17 protein-coding genes are annotated in these 17,411 nt (G+C 58.8%); 10 read left to right on the top strand and 7 right to left on the bottom strand.

What is annotated here, in order from left to right; genetic code table 11:
• Positions 1–8: 8 nt before the first annotated feature.
• Positions 9–1,505, bottom strand: coding sequence for a Mu transposase C-terminal domain-containing protein (locus tag MMG94_RS20300; protein WP_338037875.1), 1,497 nt, complete (start codon positions 1,503–1,505; stop codon positions 9–11).
• Between the two features lie 412 nt (positions 1,506–1,917).
• Here MMG94_RS20300 and MMG94_RS20295 point away from each other — a divergent pair, with 412 nt between their 5' ends.
• A complete protein-coding gene (locus MMG94_RS20295; protein WP_016922155.1) occupies positions 1,918–2,379 on the top strand; it encodes a Ros/MucR family transcriptional regulator in 462 nt (153 codons plus the stop codon).
• Positions 2,380–2,773: 394 nt separating this feature from the next.
• Positions 2,774–7,009 carry an RHS repeat protein gene (locus MMG94_RS20290; RefSeq protein ID WP_162129689.1) on the top strand — a complete coding sequence of 1,412 codons (4,236 nt, stop codon included), beginning with the start codon at positions 2,774–2,776 and terminating at the stop codon, positions 7,007–7,009.
• Between the two features lie 445 nt (positions 7,010–7,454).
• On the opposite strand, the gene MMG94_RS22210 is transcribed toward MMG94_RS20290, so the two are convergent.
• On the bottom strand, positions 7,455–7,745 hold the full coding sequence (locus tag MMG94_RS22210) for a DUF6869 domain-containing protein (protein WP_420846628.1): 291 nt from the start codon (positions 7,743–7,745) through the stop codon (positions 7,455–7,457).
• Between the two features lie 122 nt (positions 7,746–7,867).
• Here MMG94_RS22210 and MMG94_RS20285 point away from each other — a divergent pair, with 122 nt between their 5' ends.
• Complete coding sequence (locus MMG94_RS20285) at positions 7,868–8,578, top strand: IS6 family transposase (protein WP_040579702.1); 711 nt, start codon at positions 7,868–7,870, stop codon at positions 8,576–8,578.
• Here MMG94_RS20285 and MMG94_RS20280 read toward each other — a convergent pair.
• Both MMG94_RS20280 and MMG94_RS20275 read right to left on the bottom strand, forming a co-directional pair.
• The gene (locus MMG94_RS20280; RefSeq protein WP_154420402.1) at positions 8,503–9,816 is read right to left on the bottom strand and encodes an HD domain-containing protein; all 1,314 of its coding nucleotides are present in this window, start codon (positions 9,814–9,816) and stop codon (positions 8,503–8,505) included. The genes MMG94_RS20285 and MMG94_RS20280 overlap by 76 nt on opposite strands.
• Before the next feature lie 10 nt (positions 9,817–9,826).
• A complete protein-coding gene (locus tag MMG94_RS20275) occupies positions 9,827–10,243 on the bottom strand; it encodes a hypothetical protein (RefSeq protein ID WP_016921322.1) in 417 nt (138 codons plus the stop codon).
• Between the two features lie 132 nt (positions 10,244–10,375).
• On the opposite strand from MMG94_RS20275, the gene MMG94_RS20270 reads away from it, so the two are divergent.
• The 6 genes from MMG94_RS20270 to MMG94_RS20245 all read left to right on the top strand — a co-directional run bounded on the left by MMG94_RS20270 (position 10,376) and on the right by MMG94_RS20245 (position 15,026).
• Positions 10,376–10,837: a hypothetical protein gene (locus tag MMG94_RS20270; RefSeq protein ID WP_016921321.1), complete on the top strand. Its 462-nt coding sequence runs from the start codon at positions 10,376–10,378 to the stop codon at positions 10,835–10,837.
• Between the two features lie 225 nt (positions 10,838–11,062).
• Positions 11,063–11,446 (top strand): hypothetical protein, encoded by a 384-nt coding sequence (locus MMG94_RS20265; RefSeq protein ID WP_026016466.1) that lies wholly within the window; start codon positions 11,063–11,065, stop codon positions 11,444–11,446.
• Entirely contained in the window at positions 11,443–12,639 is a 1,197-nt protein-coding gene (locus MMG94_RS20260) for a PfkB family carbohydrate kinase (RefSeq protein ID WP_026016465.1), read from the top strand. The genes MMG94_RS20265 and MMG94_RS20260 overlap by 4 nt, the downstream gene beginning before the upstream one ends.
• Positions 12,636–13,232, top strand: a complete 597-nt coding sequence (locus MMG94_RS20255; RefSeq protein WP_016921318.1) for a 7-cyano-7-deazaguanine synthase — start codon at positions 12,636–12,638, stop codon at positions 13,230–13,232. Before MMG94_RS20260 ends, MMG94_RS20255 begins: the two co-directional genes overlap by 4 nt.
• The gene (locus MMG94_RS20250; RefSeq protein ID WP_162129682.1) at positions 13,165–13,899 is read left to right on the top strand and encodes a nitroreductase family protein; all 735 of its coding nucleotides are present in this window, start codon (positions 13,165–13,167) and stop codon (positions 13,897–13,899) included. Before MMG94_RS20255 ends, MMG94_RS20250 begins: the two co-directional genes overlap by 68 nt.
• A 44-nt stretch (positions 13,900–13,943) precedes the next feature.
• A complete protein-coding gene (locus MMG94_RS20245) occupies positions 13,944–15,026 on the top strand; it encodes a restriction endonuclease (RefSeq protein WP_016921316.1) in 1,083 nt (360 codons plus the stop codon).
• On the opposite strand, the gene MMG94_RS20240 is transcribed toward MMG94_RS20245, so the two are convergent.
• Positions 14,989–15,798: an 8-oxoguanine DNA glycosylase gene (locus tag MMG94_RS20240; RefSeq protein ID WP_016921315.1), complete on the bottom strand. Its 810-nt coding sequence runs from the start codon at positions 15,796–15,798 to the stop codon at positions 14,989–14,991. The two genes, MMG94_RS20245 and MMG94_RS20240, sit on opposite strands and share 38 nt — an antisense overlap.
• Positions 15,799–15,872: 74 nt before the next feature.
• Between MMG94_RS20240 and MMG94_RS20235 the strand changes: the two genes are divergently transcribed.
• Positions 15,873–16,148, top strand: a complete 276-nt coding sequence (locus tag MMG94_RS20235; protein ID WP_016921314.1) for a helix-turn-helix domain-containing protein — start codon at positions 15,873–15,875, stop codon at positions 16,146–16,148.
• A 274-nt stretch (positions 16,149–16,422) separates the two neighbouring features.
• Here the strand turns inward: MMG94_RS20235 and MMG94_RS20230 are convergent, their stop codons facing one another.
• Positions 16,423–16,800, bottom strand: a complete 378-nt coding sequence (locus tag MMG94_RS20230) for a helix-turn-helix domain-containing protein (RefSeq protein WP_016921313.1) — start codon at positions 16,798–16,800, stop codon at positions 16,423–16,425.
• Entirely contained in the window at positions 16,784–17,113 is a 330-nt protein-coding gene (locus MMG94_RS20225; RefSeq protein WP_016921312.1) for a type II toxin-antitoxin system HigB family toxin, read from the bottom strand. Before MMG94_RS20225 ends, MMG94_RS20230 begins: the two co-directional genes overlap by 17 nt.
• Positions 17,114–17,411: the final 298 nt, after the last annotated feature.

Raw genomic sequence — 17,411 nt, 5'->3', positions numbered from 1 at the left:
GCATCCGTTCAGTCCGAGTCTTCAACAAAGGGCACTGGCTGTCTGGAATCGACGCCGCGCAGCGAGCCCCAGCCGTTGCGATCTCCCTTGGATTTTGAACCGGCGGCCTTTCCGCGTCGAGACGCATTCGTCTTCCTTTTCGCGTCGTCAACAAGTTCTCGCTGAGCCATCGCGGTGCGGATAATCGAGCGCATATCGACTTCGCGGCGTCCTTGCGCCAGTAGGGCGCGCCGCGCCGTCAACGCCTCGCGCAGCGTCACTGACGGCAAGGTTACATCGGCATAGCGAGCCTCGATAAAATTGCCGGAGGGTCGCCGAATGAAGATTCGCGACATGTCGCGGGGATCATATTTTACCAGGAGCCGTCGCTTGGTTCTGCCGACATCGGCGCTGAGCGCCGAGGACCAGTAACGCAAATTGAACAGATGGATCCCGTCCGGGCGCAATGTGCGTTCCTCTTCAGGCAAAAAGGTCAACCAGAAGCGCATCCGATCGTGAGGTAAGCGGAGCGGAATGTCTCCCTCGCGTTCTCGCCATACAGCGATTGGCGGACGACACAAACTGCTATGAATCGATTGATGGTACGAACCGACGATTTCGAGGGCAATGTACCGCTCGACTTCACGCAGGGTCAGGGCCGCGTTTAGCTTCGGATCATACTCGCCACGCTCTGCGATATTGCTGGATGTCGAGCCGGGCAGGAGGTGAACGGCGCCCATCTGCGTTCCGATTAGGCGTTCGATATGTCCGCCATAGTGCGGCGTGCGGCATGGCCTCCACTGAATATTCATTCCGGCGTCTTCACAGCCGCGGATAAAGGCGCGGCTGCGAAATTCGGGGCCGTTATCGACATGCAGCACTGCCGGCAGCCCCGCAACCGGCCATAGTTCGTCGATCTCCCGATCCTTCAGCCATGCCGATTTGTCGAAAACCGAATGAAGCAGACAAAGACTCACGGACAAACGAGAGGGAGCGTCCATTGTCAGATAGAAGCCCGTCACCATGCGACTGAACACGTCAATCGCGAGCGTCAGCCACGGACGGCCGATTGGCTCGCGCGTTTCTTCATCGACGACGATGATGTCCGCTCTGGTGTGATCAACCTGGACAAGTTCCAAAGGCTGAGACGCGCCCAGCTCTCCGGGCGTCGGCGTTGTCGCCTTGACGATCGACGTTTCTCCACGTCGCTTCGCTCGCCGTTGAAGGTCGATACTTTCTAAACGATTTTTGATCGTGCGCCAATTCGGCGCCTTAAAACCGGCAGCCAAGCATTTGGTCTGCACTTCGCGAACCAGTCGCGAGAAGGGCGGTCGTGTTGGCTTGAGATAGAAGCGCGAAATTGTCGCGCGGATAATTCCATCCCGCTCCTTGTCCAGCGTGTGATGATCCTTCCGCCGTCCGCGCTTACGATCGACTAGTGCGGAGACGGCTCCTCCCTTTCGAAAGAGCCGGACCAATCGATAAGCCGTGGCCTGGCTCACGCCGAGTACGGTCGCAAGCTCCAAAATCTCTTCGACGGTCGATCGATTTGGTCGCCGGCGCACAAATTCGCGTATCGCGTCCGCGCGGCGGCGCGCTTCTTCCCAGTCCTCCGGGTTCACATCGTCGGGGAACGGATCAGACATTGAGCCTTACCAAACCGGCGCATGTGTGGCTGCCCAATTATCAAATAAGGTGCAGCAAGCGCCGTCTTATTATCAAATATCATACAAATTATCAAATTAAGCGCAAGGCTAAGCTATTGATATATATGAATGCAGATTCTGCCGTTTAAATGCAGCGTGACACTGGGGCCGAGCGCCAATGGGGAAGCGCTCTTCCGGCCCTGGCCGGCTTTCCTGCAAAATTCGTTGACGCCCTCGACGCTTCGCGAATTGACGCGTATCAAAAATAAAAGCGCGATTCGGGGAGCTGGGAATGACCGCAATTGAAGATGCGGATGGGGTCAACGCCACGGAACTGGCGGCGGAGATCGTGGCGGCTTTCGTCGCGCATAATTCGCTGCCCATCACCGAGTTGCCGGGGCTGATCCACGCCGTTGATTCGGCGTTGCGTGGGCTTGGGAGTGGCGCGCCCGCGGCGGCGGCGATCGAAAAGCGCGAACCGGCGGTGCCGATCAAGAAATCCATCACGCCCGACTATCTCATCTGCCTTGACGACGGGAAGCAGTTCAAATCGCTCAAGCGACATTTGGCGGCTCTGGGCATGACGCCGGACGCGTATCGCGCCAAATGGGGTCTGCCGGAGAGCTATCCCATGGTTGCGCCGAACTATGCGGCACAACGCTCGCAGCTGGCGCTGAAGATGGGGCTCGGGCAGGCGCGCAAGCAGGAAACGGCAAAGCGTAGTCGAAAGACGAACGGGCGAGCAGGTGTCTGATAACCAGCGCGCGCATTTTAATGCAAATTGTCTTCAGATCGATTTGCGAATTTTCCTGTTCGCGCCGCAGCATTTTTGCGTCGAAATGCTGTCGCAGGGATTGACTGGGGCTTGAGAGGAAGATTTGCTGCCGACCATTACGCAATGGCTCCTTTGGAGAAATTTGATGCGAGTATTTTCAGCGCTTCGTGCGACGATTTTTTGTGTTGTTTTCATTCTGGCGGGCGCGTCGCCGTCATGGGCGCTTCGCGATGGCTTCCTCGGTTGGACAGGGTGGAACGGGAATTTCGCCGACCCAGTCGCGGCCTGTGCTGATTATTGGCAGCAATGCAAGGTCGGCTGCGGCCCGCTTGGTTCGAAGCTTGGGCCCGATAGCCAATTTCTTGGCGCACAATTGCTTGGCCCGCGACGGGCCGCTTGCGTTTGGACCACTTATCAATGGGGCTGCAAGCAGGGGGGCGATTGCGGCACGATCCTCCCGCCGCTGATCACCTCGGATTGCGGCGGCAATTACAGCACGCGCGGCTATTCATCCTGCTACACGTCGGCCCAGGCCTCTCCCTCGAATTCCTGCAAAAGCAACGGCAATCCCTGGCCGGGAGTCTCCAACCCGATCGAATTGGGAGACGGGGCGAAAGTTGAGTCTGTCATTGATTTCAAGACGGGCGATGGAGAGCTTGTCATATCCCGTGAATATCGCAGCCTCGTTCTGGAAGATACGATCAGCCGTCTTTGGGCGGGACCATTAGGGGTTCTGAACATCAAATCGCCCACGCATGGGGCGGTTGGCGGCTGGCAATTTAACTTCCAGATGGAATTGCGCGTTCAAATCAACAGCCCCTGGGCGACCGCCAATTCCGTCACGCTCTATCTGCCCAACGGCGTCCCGTACGAATTCATCTATTCCGGTTCGGGGACATCCTTCACCCCCTGGAGCGGCGGCGTGCAACAGGGGCGCTACAAGGTCGATTATCTGGGCGCGCTGCCGCTCAACTGGAGCGTCATCTGGGCCGGTCAATCCACCTGGCAGGTCACCGACACCGTAGAGAACCGGGTGTGGGTCTTAAAGTCGTTCCCCGAGCCGGGCACGAGCCCCGTCGAATATCAGGTTGCGCGCCCGGTCTCGATGAACAAGGGCGGCTATGCCTGGACCCTGGCCTACGACGCAAATGGCTATCTGCAAACGCTCACAGATAGTTTCGGCCGCAGTCTCGGTTTCACCTGGAACAAGTTCGTTTATCCGGTGACCGCCAACGCGACGCCGCTACCGGTCACAATCCAATCGATTTCGCTGCCGACCGGCGGCAAACTGCAATACACCTATGACCCGCCTTTGAAATCGGACGGATCCTCGGAAATGTTGGTGCGCCGTCTGGTGAAGGCGGACCAGTACAATTCGTCAGGGACCATCATCGAGACGGTCAGCTATCAATACGAGAATACGCTTTATCCAGACTTCCTGACTGGGATAACCGATGCGCGCGGCGTACGGTATGCGACCTTCACCTATGACACGGAAGGGCATGCAATAGCCTCCGAGCACAGCGGCGGACAGGACAAAACCACCGTCGCATATAGCCAGGCTGCAAACGGCGACCTGGTGCGCACCGTCACCAATCCGCTTGGCAAGGTCGCGACCTACACCTTCCAGCACCCTGGCAACGTCAACAAAACCTCCCTCAAACAAGTAGACGGTCAGGCAAGCGCCAATTGCATCGGCAGTACGCGTGGCTACACTTATGACGCTAATGGCTGGGTTGCGACGGAGACGGATGAGGAGGGGCGAGTCACCGCCTATGTGCGCGACGCCAACAATCGTCCGATTTCGATCACCCGCGGCTCAGGGACCGCGCAGGCGGTCACGACAACGCTGACCTGGCATCCCACCCTGAATGTCGCCACTCAAATCGTTGAGCCGGGCCGGACCACAAACGTCACGGTCGACACGAGCGGACGCATCACGCAGATTCAAAAGGTCGATACGACCACGCAAAGCACCCCTTATTCCACAAACGGCCAGACCCGGACGACGACCTATGGCTACAACGCTTCCGGGCGGTTGACGTCGGTTGACGGTCCTCTCGCGGGGACCGCCGACACGGTCGCCTACGCCTATAACGCCGCAGGCAATATTCAGTCGATTACCAACGAGATGGGCAAGGTGACGACCGTCACCGCCTGGAACCAATGGGGGCAGCCAACCTCGATCACCGATCCCAACGGAAACGTCACGACGCTCGCTTATACCCGAAGCTTGTTGTCGCAAGTGGTTGTCGATGCGACGGGAACGCCGGTGACCACGAATATCGCTTATGACGCGATAGGCCAGGTCATTCAGATCACCCTGCCGAACGGCGCGTACGAGACGTACGCCTATGACAATGCCCGGCGCTTAACGACAATCACCAATTCTGCGGGCGAGACAATCAATTATACCCGCAATGCCAATGGAGACGCCACCTCCGTCACGGTGAATCGCGCTAACGCGACAACCGCCTATAGCCGCACCCGCGCCTTCGACGAGCTGGGCCGCATCATTCGGTCGATCGGCGCGGGATCGCAGACCTATCAATTTGCCTATGACAAGACGGACAATCTCAAAACGGTCACGGACCCGCGGTCCAATGCGTTCTCCTACGGCTTCGACCCACTAAACCGGCTGATCAGCGAGACCGATGAGGAGAGCAAAACCGTTGCGCTGACGCGCGACGGGACAAACGCCGTGACCGCCTATCAGGACGCGCGCAGTCTCACGACGACTTATGTCCGCAACGGCTTTGACGACGTCATCCAGGAGGTTTCGCCCGACCGCGGCACCATCACTTATTGGCGTGATGCTCGCGGTCTGGTCACGCAGCGCACCGATGCGCGTGGGGTGACAACGAATTACGCCTATGACAATTCCGGGCGTCTAACCAATAAGAGCTATGCGGGTCAGTCCGCCTATTGGCAAAGCTTCAACTGGGATGCGACCGCCCCGGATAATAAGGGAGTGGGGCATCTCGTCGGGATTTACAGCGAAGCGGGCACGAACTGGCGCGCTTTCGACGCCAAGGGCCGCATCTGGATCGATTATCGCACCAACAATCCCGCTCCCGTTGTGAACACGCAGTATCGCTACGACAATGCGGGCAATATCTCCGGAATAATGTATCCCTCCGGCCGCATCGTGAACTATGTCCGCGACGCTATGGGACGCGTCTCGAGCGTCACGACGCAGCAGAACTCCGCGGCAGTCACGCAGACAGTCGTCTGGAACCTGGTTTGGAATCCGTATGGCCCGCTGGCGAGCATGAGCTTCGGCTATGGCGGCGTTTCGACATTCACCACGGACACGGATTATCGCATTACGCGGGTGCAGACCGGCGCGACCGGCAATCTCGGCGGGACGATCGACCGATCGCTGTCCTGGACGGGCGATATCGTCAATTCGATTGTCGACAATGTGAACCCCGGCACAACGCCGCCCTTCACCTATACGGCGCAGTCGCAAAGTTTCACCTATACGCCGACGCGGCGTCTCGCCTCGGCCAGCGGCTATTACGGGGCCTTGTCCTGGACTTATGACGCCAACGGCAATCGCGCGAGCGAGACGGCGAATGGCGCGACATCCACCTATGCCTATCCTGCGGGGTCGAACCGTCTAACCTCAGTGACGCCCGCCGGCGGAACGGCGCGCGCTTTCACTTATGACGCTTCCGGCGACATCCTCACGGATAGCCGCACGGGCGCTCTGGGCATGACCTTCCAATATGACGTGGAAGGCCGCCTGTCGAAGGCCTATCAGACCGGCGCGCCGGCCCAGGGCGGAACCTATGCTTACGACGCTCAGGACCGGCTCGCCTCGCGCACATTTACGAGCGGATCGACCACGACGACCACGCTTTATGTGCACGACATCAACGATCACATCATCGCCGAGACCGACACGGCCGGCGTTACGCGGCGGGAATATATCTGGCTGAACGACCTGCCGATCGCCGTGGTCGACAATGTCAACACGGCGACGCCGACCCTTTATTACGTGCACACGGACCATCTCGGCCGCCCGGCGCGCATGCTGGCGCAGAATTGGAGCTGGGTGTGGGACGTGATCTATTCGCCGTTTGGTGGCGTATCGTCGATTTGGGACTCGACGTCCAAGCTCGACATGCGGTTCCCGGGGCAATGGTTCCAGCTTGAGTCTGGCCTCGCCTATAATTGGCATCGCCATTACGACGCGACGCTCGGCCGGTATATCCAGCCGGATCCGTTGCGAGCGGATGAGAAGGAGGGGAAAACGGTAGGCGGCGTCATTCCGCTAGAGTTGCAACCGCGAGCCTCTCTGGTCCAGGAAATTTTAGAGAAATCCCCCGTGCGGCTCTTCGGTGTGGGCGCGGGAATAATAGCTGCATCATCCCCTCTGCGCTCTGTCTTCGCTGATGGCCCAACCTTGTTTGGATATGCAACACAAAAGCCACTGAGTGTAATAGATCTCAATGGCTTGCAGCCGAAGGATCAAAGATTCGGACTCCCCAAGCTATTTTGGCGATGGTACCATCGGGAAGTTAAACTGCCTGGAGATGCGGATCTGTGTTACGAAGAGGCATGCGAGTTGCATGATGAATGGTGTCGCCTGGGCAAACCATGAAGCCGAGGCCTATGACGAAAATAACTTCGGCGGACATAGTTCTGTGGCTTCACCTGCCAGGTCGCACCGAGATTTCCGAGCGACACTTGCAGGCCATCAAGCCATACAGACAATCGATCAGCCATAATGGCGATCATGCTACGCTGCATCTGGCTCTAAAGTTGGAAAGGAATGTTTTTTCCAAAAAGCGCCAGATGGAGTTGCGGGGTTTAATCAGCGAATTGGCCCCGTATAAGCTAGTCGCCGAGATTGCGATTTATCATAGTGCGGGTTCACAGGTATCATGTTCGGAATTGCCACCCCGTATTTTCAACTGCCTGTCGATGCTTGGGGCACAGCTTACCTTTGCATCTTATATCTCGTCCTGATTACGGGATGAGACCCCGAGGCACATCTAGGCCGTGAACCCATAAAATCGAATGATCGAGATGGGGCGTAGCTGCCGCTAGGAAGTTTTGCGCTTCCAATAGGTGTCGTCCGCCGCAAGCCGAACGCGATTCCAAATCTCATCGCTCATCTCGAATTGCCATGCACCACCGAGGACCCAAGCCATTCGCCGATCCTGGCGCGCTTCGCTTTCGAACCTATCGATAAAGTCTCGGCCATGGAACGAGAGCAAGTCTTCGACTGGGCCTGCGGCAAGTGTGCCGCATACCGTCTGCGCTTCCGTTGCGGCTTCATCGTAAAAATCTGCCTCCGGGGGCTCTGGTGCAAACTGTAGAGACGGCGATGCGATGTAGGATTCGTCATAGCGCTGGGATCAGGCAGCGAGCACCGCGTTCCAGATGGTTCTGGCGCGAACGGCGTGAGCGGGACATAATCCCTGCATGGTGGCAAAGGACGTTGGGGCAATGGGCGATGCCGAGCGTGGACGATCTTTTCAAAGGACGCCATTTCGACCGCGAAATCATAGTTCTCTGCGTGCGCTGGTATCTGCGATACAAGCTCAGCTTCCGAGATCTCGTGGAAATGATGGCGGAGCGCGGCTTGTCCCTGGCCCACACGACCATCATGCGCTGGGTTCAGCGCTACGTTCCGGAGTTCGAAAAGCGGTGGAACCGTTTCGCGCGCCAAGTCGGCGGATCGTGGCGCGTCGATGAGACCTACGTCAAGATCAAGGGACGCTGGGTCTATCTCTACCGCGCCGTCGACAAGGCGGGGAAAACGGTGGATTTTTTGCTGCGCGCCAAGCGAGACGTCGCCGCCGCCAAAGCGTTTTTCCGTCGTGCGTTCGCGCGCCACGGACGGCCGCCGGGCAAAATCACGCTCGACGGATATCAGGCGTCACATCGGGCGGCGCGCGAACTTCTCACACAGCATCGAGCCGGCGGCGTACGGACTCGAATTCGATCTTCGAAATACCTGAATAATCTCATTGAACAGGACCACCGATCCATCAAGCTTCGTTTGGGGCCTATGCTCGGGTTCAAGCGATTCCGACATGCGGCGATCACGATCGCCGGCGTCGAACTCATGCATCGCATCAGGAAGGGTCAATTCGCACTGAGCAAATTTAGAGCCGTGGGGACAACCGCGCCCGAAATCTGGAGTGCGGTGCTCGCTGCCTGATCGTAACGAAATGCCAGCCACATCGCGTCGCTATCCGCAAAGATTGCACCACAACCCAAGAAGGTGTCGTCGGCGACGCCAAGAAAGATTTCGTCCAGCTCGAACCGGCGCTTTCTATCCCGTTGAGCGACCAGAATAAGGCGCTGCGCCGTAGCCTCGGCAGCACGTACCTTGTGATGATGGTAGAGCCGGTCATATAGGAACGTGCGTCCAATCAGCATTTGTTCGAATGAACCGAATCCTGCCGCAGCAATTCCTATTTGATAGAAGCGACCATCGGGCGATTCAGAGGCCCGCTTGCGCAGGTCGACCAAGCCGTCGTCAAGATTGTCCGCTCGCACAGCGAGCAGCTCAAGACGCGCCAGCAGCCTGCTGGTGTCAAACCCGATCTCGAGCCCTGCGTGGTATGCGTCGCGCGCAAGGTAATCTAATTTGTCGGCGTCTATTTGGCTGCTGATTAGGGCCGACAAGTGGCTGGCGCCTGGACCGTCCACAGCGCCGATTATTGCGGCGACGATGATGACCTGCAACTCCTCGGCTGGTCGGCCTCGTTCGGTGAAGATAGCATCGCTCGCTAAGACTTTGGTCAGCGACGGTGAAAGCACCATCATGACGGCGATGGCTTCGGAGACCGATGGCGAGGCGTTGAGCTGGTAGAGATCCTTCAGGAGAAATTGCAGGGTGTTCAGCTCGTCGCGCCAATCTGGCGCCGGTGAATCGGATTCTGACGAAGGCAAGGCAGCGTCGGTCTGCATGACCGGTTCAATGGCATGGCTGAACGGCCCGTGACCGATGTCGTGCAGCAACGCTGCGAGCCTGATGGCGTAACGGTCTTTGTCGCTGACTGACGGCAAGGGACTGTCGCGCGTGTCCCGGTTCCAGCGCTCAATCTGTCTTGAGAGCGCGCGCAGGGTTTCTTCGACGGCGCCGACGGTTCCGATGATGTGTTCGAGGCGGTCGTAGCTTGCACTCGGAAACACGAGCTGGGCTAAGCCGAGTTGACGGACGCCGCGCATTCGCTGCAACAGATTCGTATCGAGCAACGCGACTTCCCAGGGGAGCAGCTCAATTGTGCCCCAGATCGGGTCGTTGACCTGCTTTGGCCTGAATTCCGGAAGACAGCCGCGATCAATATTGGCAAGAAGGGGCTTAAGCCAATCTGCGACTAAGGCGTCGATACGCTCGCTCAGCGCCGACGTGCTTGCCCGAACTCGGCTCTTGAGTTCTTTAGCTTGCAAAACGACGGCCTCAGGCCGCTGAGAGTTGGTCTGAAATCGTTGCTGTCTGAGCCCGGATTTGGTCGACTGTTTGCTTCAATCGCTTTCCGATCTCGGTCGCCTTTTGGGTCGAAAGGCCAAAGCCGACGACAATCTGGCGCGCGGTGTCGTCATCAAGCGTAACCAAGCTCGAGAAGTATGTTGGGTTCGGCTCGCTCGTAATCAGCGCTTCCTGAGCCGCCAGCAGAATTGCTGGCAATTCGTAGCATCTGAGCCCGACTCCCGTGACGCCGAATGACAGATTTTTGGCAAGGTCTGGAGGCAGTTCGTTCAGGCACTCCTTGAGCGCCCGGTCGAGGATGCCGTGCGACGTCGGCAAACGCGCCGTGTCCGCGCCCAGCTTCCAAAGGGCCGTCAGCAACTCCGCCTGTTCGAAATTGCTCGTCATGGCACTCTCCCGCGCTTTCCCGAATTCTTCGAATCGGATATTAAAATGTGGTTAACCCCATTTCTAGGTGGGATCAACCCCATTTCTAGCGCGCTCAAACATTTTGCGCTGGTACCCTCCTGGAGTCGAATCATGCGTTTCGAAGCGGCCGAGGTACTGGACCTTGTCGGAATCTCCAAGGAGATGTTGCGGCACTGGAAGAAGGCACTTCCGCCGATTTTTGGGCGGGATGCGCGCTCAAGCCGATACTCGTTCGAAGAAGTTGTTGCGCTTGCGGTTATTGCGCGGGCAGTACGCGATTTCGCAGTGCCCGTATCCCATTTCACGCACGTTGCAGAAAAAATGTTCAATGAAGTCGGGCGGCATTTGCAGCCGCCTCACGTCGCTCAAGTCGTCTGCATCACGCGCGACGACGTTCTGTTTGCGCCGCTCGACAGCGTTCCCTTTCACGATTGTATGGTGATCGTGCACTTGGAGCGCCTTCTCGTGGAAATTCGTACAAACATCGAAGCGCGGAGTTCCCGTGAAGCTCAATTGGATTTACCGCTCGCCGGCGCAAAGATCGCAGCCTTGCGCGGACTCCGATTTCGCTAGACATCGCGTGGTGACTTGTGCTCTCGGTCGTCCGCTGCCCTTTTTTGTGACATTGGATAGAGACATTCACATCATGTGTCGACTAGGCGCAGCGTTGACCGCTTCCACCTCGCAAACGACAGAGGCCAGTTTGACCGTCTGAGCTTCGACGATGAATGGCGGCGGCTTGATTGTCACCGGGTTTGAATCGAAGAATTGCGCCTCACAAAGGCAACCGGAGTAGACATGTCGAGCGGCGATAAATATCCGGACACTTCGCCACGACCCGCCCCTAAGCCGATCAAGCCGTTGGGCGCAAAAGGAGCGGGTGGCGGGCAACCGTTGCCGCCCGATTCGCCGTGCAATGTCGTTGAACTTACAGTGGTCAACTCGCCAGACCGCACGGTCGTGACGACGATCAGGGTCAACGATGTCCTGGAGGTTCGTTACGTTCCGGGACCGCCGAAACAGTTGATCGTTGTGACCGGCGGCAACGCGATTCTTGGCTCGCTGACGCCGCCATCGATGGCGCAGCTTATCGCCTGCATTACCGCTCAGGGCGTCAATTACGAGGCGGTCGTTCTTGGAATTCAGGGTGGGCGCGTCGATGTGCAGGTTCAGCCCGTATGACCTCCACGATCGTCGTAGCGGGTGGGGTGTACGCAGAGCGCTGCCTATGGCCGGACTGGGAACAGGTGTTCGGCTCTGCAGGGCGGGCAGCCTGCGCATTGACCGGCGGTGGCGCGGATGTCGTGCTTCGCACGAGGACGTCCGACGAACTTGCGCTTCGTATGACCGCGCAAGCAAACGTCTATGGCATCTCGTTTCGTCCGGAGAAGGGCGAGCAATCGATCGAGTTCGACTATGTGCATCCGATGGCGGTCCCGACCATTCGGCCGGGATTGGGGCGGATCAAGCCGACGTCGCCGATCGAAGCCGAGGGCGACATTGTCTTGCGGTTCGGCATGCTGGAATCGACAGTCAAATCGAAGGCCCGTCGCACGGTCTACGATCCGCAGTCGGCTTTCGCGCCCGAGCCTTTTGGCGATAACGGATCATCGACCGAGCATTTGGCGATTGTCGCAAACCGACGCGAAGCGGTGGAACTGGGCCGGAAAGCCGACCCTGTGGATGCCGCACGCGTGCTTGTTCAGGAGGGCGCTAAGGTTGTCGTCGTCAAAGCGGGTGCCGAAGGCGCCTATGTCGTGCAGGGGGCGAGCGCGCCGAAATTTGTTCCGGCGTTCCAATCGGATTCGGTGTGGACGATCGGCTCAGGCGACGTCTTTGCGGCCGCCTTCGCCTTGTATTGGGGGGTGGAGCAAGCTGACCCGCACGAGGCAGCTCTCTTAGCCTCCAAGGCGGTCGCTGATTATTCGCTGACCAGGGCCCTCCCGATCAGGCCGCGAGCTGCTCTCGCGGCACTCCAATTCCGGGAGTGCGCTTTCCATCCTGGCCGAGTGTACCTCGCGGGCCCGTTTTTCACCCTTGCCCAGCGCTGGCTTGTCGACGAGATCAAGCGCTGCCTGGAGTCGATGGGCCTTTCGGTATTTTCGCCGGTGCACCAGGTCGGCCCTGGCCCAGCCGACATCGTTGCTTCCGCAGATCTCGCGGGGCTCGACGGCTGCGAGGTCGTCTTTGCGATCGTCGATGGCATAGACAGCGGCACCTTGTTCGAGGTGGGCTACGCAAGGGCCAAGGGCAAGCCCGTTTACGCCTTTGCGCAGAATGTCTCGGATGAGGACTTGAAAATGCTCGAGGGGTCCGGTTGTCGGATCGGGGGCGATCTTGTCTCGCTCCTGCATCATCTGGCGTGGCGCGTATGAGGGCGTTGCTGCTGTCTGGCGGCATGGATTCGGTTGCCATCGCCTACTGGCAGCGGCCCGAGGTGGCGGTCACGATCGACTACGGCCAAAGGCCGGCTGCGGGTGAGATCAGGGCAGCCTCGGTGGTCGCGGGCGAGCTCGGCATTCGGCATCTGGTTCTGCGATTGGACCAGCTCGGCCTCCTCGGTAGCGGCGATCTCGCCGGCGCGCCGAAGCTCGACATTGCGCCTAAACCGGAATGGTGGCCGTTTCGAAATCAGCTGCTGGTGACGGTCGCGGCGGGCGCCGTTCTACCGCTTGGCGCAAGAAAACTGCTGATTGGGGCGCTGCGAACCGACGGCCATCACGTGGATGGCAGGCGGGAGTTCGTCGAGGCATTGAGCTGCGTTCTTCAGATGCAGGAGGGAAATATGTCGCTTGACGCGCCTGCGATCGACCTCGACGGCGTCGAGCTCATTCGCAAGTCGCAGATCCCGATGTCGTTGCTTGCTTGGTCGCACTCCTGCCATAAGGCCGAGCACGCCTGTGGCGAATGTGGAGGATGCCGCAAGCATTATCGGACTTTCGAGGCGCTCGGTGAATTGCCCTATTGATCTCGAACCGAAGCCTCGCCGCAGAGTGGGATCGGCGGCACGAGCGGCCTGGCCGGTTCGCTTTGGTGCGCGGATTCCGGCGATCGTCCCGCCAATTCCGACTATATTTGATGAGGTCGTCGAGAATCGTCGTTCGGCGAATGCCCTTGCGCCTACGTCGTTGCGTGAACTCGTAAATTGCGTCGCTTATGCTACTCAAAACTATGCCGCGTGGTCGAAAGATGGAATACCACGGTTTGCACGCCCGACGATGGCCGCAGGAGCGTTGCACGGCATCGATCTTGTCCTGATCTCGCCAGGAGCGCGCCCGCAGTTGGTCGCCTACTCGCCTTCCTCGAGCAGAGTCATGCTGTTGCGCGTTGGCGCGGCGGCGCCGATCGTTCGACTGAATGAGCGTATTCGGGAGATGAAGCCGCTGGCACGGGCATATTCCCTCGTGCTTCTCGCAAATCCCTCAATTTACGACGCAGCCTATGAGAATTCGCTTTCTCTGATTTGGCGCGATGCTGGAGCTTTGCTGCAAGCGCTCCATATGTGCGCTGCGGCTTATCGGTTGGCTTTTTGCGCGCTGGGGATCCATGGGAACGAGGTGGTCGAAGCGTTGCGGCCAGCAGGAGATCACACCGTATTTGCGGTTGGCGTCGCCGTCGTCGGGCGGCGCCCATAGAGTAGCGCCCTCGGCCGGCGAGACTTGGATCTTGAGAGGTGCTGATGGAAGAAACACGAGCCAGCATTTCATGGCGCCAGTATCAGGAAAGAGCGGCCGCGGTTTTCAAACGAATGGGATTCGACGCGGCTATCGAGCCATGTCTCGATGGAGCTCGTGGGCGCCACGAGATCGACGTCCTCGTTCGTACGAGCCTTGGTAGCATTCCCATACTATGGATTGTCGAGTGCAAGGACTGGAAGGTGCCCGTTTCAAAGGCTCATGTGTTGACGTTGTATCAGATCGCGCAGGATTTGGGCGCCGACCGCGCCTTTCTGCTCTGCGAGGCGGGCTTTCAGGCCGGCGCCATCGCGGCGGTTCGACAGACCAATGTAACGCTTGCCAGCATCGGGGAACTGGAGGCTCTCGTCGCTGATGCCGTTGCAGAGGCGACGGTCAAGACGGTACTCGCGACGACAAAGGCGATCGAGCACGATCTGCATAGCATGCTCTTCGAACTAACCCCCGATGCTCAAACATTGCTCCGGAACGACGAAACCGTCGAACTTCTCGGGGCATGTCTCGACATATCCTTAAGCGTCACGAAAGCGCTGGCCAAGCAATTCCCGCTGCGCTGTCCGCAGCCCTTGTCTTCGTCCGAACCGAAATGGGCTGACGATCTGAAAACCTATGCAGACGAAGTCGAGCGCGAGGCGGATCTGCTCGCGATCAAATTTCAATCCGTCAAGTCAGCCAGAATCGGGGCCGAGCGATCGGCGTCTCGCAACGCTCACGAGATGCTCGGGAAGCTCGACGAACTCTTGAGTTTGGGAGAGACGCTCGCTCGCGGCGTCGGCGACGAGAGCGCTGAACTCGTCCTGCTGCGCACTGCGACGGGCGCGATGCGCTCGATTGGCAGAAAGGCTGACGACCTCCGCGAAACGCCGATGAAGTCGGTTCGTAACGCCGCGCGGGAGCTGGTGCGGGAGCTGGTGGATGGACTGTACCTTTGGCTTGGGGCGCCCGGGCGTACGCAAGACCAATGGGTGAAAGTCAGAGTAGGGGCTCGTACCGCCAGCGCGCGCCTGTCGGAGGCCGCTAAAACCTCCTCTATTGCATGGGTCTATCGTCCGCCCGAGGCAAACTGACGCACAGGCTCGGGTAGCCTTGCGACAACGCAGGCATCTCGCTTCTCGCGACCGACGACAACAGTCGCATGTGTTGCCACATCAGACCGTCGAGGATTCCGGCCGGAACGTCGATCGCGTTTGCGAATTCCAGGAATTTGTTTTCGAGACCGAAGTAGTCCCGAGCAGGCGAAGCGTCGGGCCGCATGATCCCCATGAGAGCGCCGGCGCGAACAATGTGAACGTCGAGAATGGCGACGTCGTTCGATTGCCGATGGTTCCGTACGATCCATGAGGCCGTCTTCGGTCCGACGCCTGGCAGCCTCATCAACTGGTTGCGCAGATCGGCGTCGCGCTCAGGCTCGTCGAATTCAAGGAGCGCGGCGAGACAGGCTGAGAGATGCCGGGCTTTTTGACGGGGAAAGCGATACCGGACCGCGCACCCGCTGATGATCAGCGGCTCGGACAGGTCCGCCTCGAGGACCTGGTTCGACGTTGGCTGATCGAGCCTTCCACGCTCGCGTAGCCGGTCGAACGCCGCGAGCCCGAGCTCTGCGGGCATCCCGTATCCACCGAGCAGACATGCCGCGACCTCTTCGATGAGGTTTCGCCCAAGCCGCAAGCTTTGATAACGGTCGGCCAACAATGCCTGCCAAACCTGACCGCGCCAGTACGCGGGGGTGAAGAGCTCGTCGAACCCGCCCCACTTCACGCCAGGCATGACTTGGTGGGTTGGGCCGGGCAAAATCAATCGCTCGAGCTTCGAATGGATGAGAGCGAGCATTTCCTGCATGGCGACCGGTCGAGATATCTGCTTGCGTTTATATGCATTTATATGCATTAATCCGACCGGATGCAAACCCGAAAATGACGATTTCAAAGATCAAGCGCATCATTCGGCGCGAAAACTGGACACAGGCTGAGGTCGCCAAAAAACTTGGCATCAGCCAAGGACATCTGTCGAAGGTCTTGCGCTCGAAATCCACGCCAAGGCCGGAACTACAGGCGAAAATAGACAGACTTCTGGAGACTTACGGCGGTAGAATATCCCCAGGCGAGCTTGCCTCAAGGGTCGAGCAGGCGGCGCTCAAGTCGTCGCATTTCAGGGCCATGATTGAGGCTGCACTGAAGATTGTAAAATAATGCATTTATATGCATGCAATTTCGAATTGCCCGATAACCGAGTACTGCGCGCATAAGCATAGGATTCTCCGACCGTAATTCGCCGCTTGCTTCGAGCTTGCCATAATCTGGAGAACCGTCCTCGGGGGCGTAGACTGGCGTATAATATCGCGCCATAGCGCGTGGAAGCGGAGGTCCGATACAGCGCGAGACCCACTATGGAGAACGCTTTGTTCTGCTACTGGCGGGAAGCGGCGTGACTGCCTCAGCCAACCCACTTTTTTGGGCCGCATTCTCAAGCAGCGGTCTTGCGGACCGGGCGGATCAACACTTCCGCCGAAATGCCAAGCCGCTCGTGCAATCTCCGGATCATGCCGATGGAGAGATCGCGCTTGCGGTTCAGGACTTCGGCGACGCGCGCGCGAGTGCCGAGCATCGTCTCCAGGTCGCGCCGTGTCAGCCCCTGCTGCTCCATACGAAATTTGATCGCTTCAATCGGGTCAGGCGGATCGATCGGATAGTGTTCGCTCTCATAGGAGTCAATGAGCGTGGCAAGCACATCAAGCCGGTCGCCCTCGCGCGTTCCAGCCTTTGCCCCCCATAGGCGTTCAATCTCGGCTAACGCGGTCTCGTAATCCGCGTTTGAACGGATGGGTTTAAGTTCGGCCGTCATGCTCCACCTCTTTCACGTCGATGCGGTCGTAGTCCGCGTGCGAGCCGATCCATTTGATCCAGACGATGCTCTTTTCGTAGTCGATCGCCACGACAAGGCGATAGTCATTGCCTTTGATGTTGAAAACCACGCGCTCGGCGGTCACGACGCTTGCAGTGCGGTATAATCCTTTCACATCGGCGGCGCTCGTCCAGTGCGCTTTGCGCACTTCGTCGAACCAGGCGTCGAGCGCAGCCTTCAGCGCAGGTTGATCCTTGTGTCCGGCGCGCTTCTCGACGAACTCGCGCAGGGTGCGCCGGGCGATGATTCGCATGTTGCAAGCTATCATGCTCCCAAAATGGGAGCAAGTGGCAATGGCAAAATCATAGGCGGAAACTTTCGCGGTCTACGAACCGACCCGTCCCCTTGTCTACCGGTCTGCCCTGTGGGAGGCGGGCGGCGGCACCGCGTCGCCATTGTCGTCTGCTACCTGACCACATGGCCGAGGCGAGGCGTTGGCATTGTTCTTCCCAGCTTGATCCCCGCCCTCGTCGCCGCGACCTTAGCGATGTTCTGGCTGTGAACCGGGGCCGAAGTGGGCCCCTCTCCGGCTTATCTCTCCAATGTTTTGA

Origin of the sequence: Methylocystis parvus OBBP (assembly GCF_027571405.1) — a bacterium.
Lineage (GTDB): Bacteria > Pseudomonadota > Alphaproteobacteria > Rhizobiales > Beijerinckiaceae > Methylocystis > Methylocystis parva.
Note: the sequence above shows the minus strand (reverse complement) of the source record. Positions and strands in the feature narration are given on the sequence as shown.